The 1,209-nt window shown below is 60.6% G+C and carries 1 protein-coding gene; it reads right to left on the bottom strand.

The genetic code is table 11. The features are described 5' to 3' along the window. Positions 1-221: 221 nt before the first annotated feature. The coding region (locus EOA22_RS34305; protein WP_164756207.1) for a histone deacetylase family protein at positions 222-1,209 on the bottom strand (988 nt) is incomplete at its 5' end.

The raw sequence follows: 1,209 nt of genomic DNA, 5'->3' as shown, positions 1-1,209 counted from the left end.
AGTCGGCCCGTTTCTCGGTCGCGGAGATGGAGCGGGAACTCCTGCCGGCACTGCTGGAGGCAAAGAGCGCATTGAGGATTTTTTCGTGGTGTGATGGTCGAACAAGCACAAGAACCGAGTAAAAGGTTATGCGTAGATGAGAATGACCTCTCTACACCAAGCGCTCACATAAACTGTCCAGCTGATGCTGTACGCCGGAAACGGCCATCCAATGGTGACCCTCAGGAGCTACGACCCTCTATAAATCCCTTAAGGAATGCCGCGAGCGAACGCTCAAGAGTCGGAGAGGGATAACCACCCTCCTGAACTATCAGGGTCGGTCGCGACAGCGCCCCCAGCATTTTCCCCATTCGGTGAAACCCACTTTCGTCCACAGCCATACAGGCAAAGGGGTCCGCTTGGGAGGCGTCCAAACCAAGAGCGACAACCAGGATATCCGGCGAGAATTGCCGCGCCGCGTCGCAACTTTTTGCCGCGGCAGCCAAATAGACCTCGCTGCCACTCATCAGTGGCACTGGCAGGTTTAGATTGTATCCTTCACCAACTCCGGCGCCGACCTCATCGGCATATCCGGCGTAGTAAGGGTAGAGCCAGGCCGGATCGCCGTGCATCGATACCGTGAGTACATCGCATCTGTGGTAGAAAATGGCCTGAGTGCCATTGCCGTGGTGCACGTCCACGTCGATGATTGCCACACGCGCGCCTTTTGACGCGGCCCAGTTGGCCGCGATCGCGGTGTTGTTCAGGTAGCAGAAGCCGGCTGCCTGATCGCGGTAGGCGTGGTGGCCAGGCGGCCGGCAAAGCGCATACATTGCCTTTTCTCCCGCCAGCACCCGCACCATGGCATCGAGTGCCGTGTTGGCGCTGGCGCGCGCTGCTTCCCAAGTGCCTTCGACCAACACGCAGCTGGCGTCGGCTTGGTAGAAGCCCGCCCGGCCAAGCAAATCTTCTGGCAGGCGGCCCATATGCCGGCTGGGATGGACGCTCGATCGCAGTTCTGAACCGTTCCCTGGCACTGCCCGCCACGTCTCGAAACCGGTCTGCAGGAAGGCGAGATAGTCGCGATCATGGATTGCCGCGATGCCGTCCAGCGCGTGTTCACGGGGAGGCTGGACGGCGACGCCTGCCGTTTGCAGGCCGGCAAGCAGCGCCGTGATCCTTTCGGGTTGCTCGGGGTTCGGTTTCAGCACGCCGCCGGCAATGCGGGTG

Source organism: Mesorhizobium sp. M7A.F.Ca.US.014.04.1.1 (assembly GCF_003998745.1).
GTDB lineage: Bacteria > Pseudomonadota > Alphaproteobacteria > Rhizobiales > Rhizobiaceae > Mesorhizobium > Mesorhizobium ciceri.
Note: the sequence above shows the minus strand (reverse complement) of the source record. Positions and strands in the feature narration are given on the sequence as shown.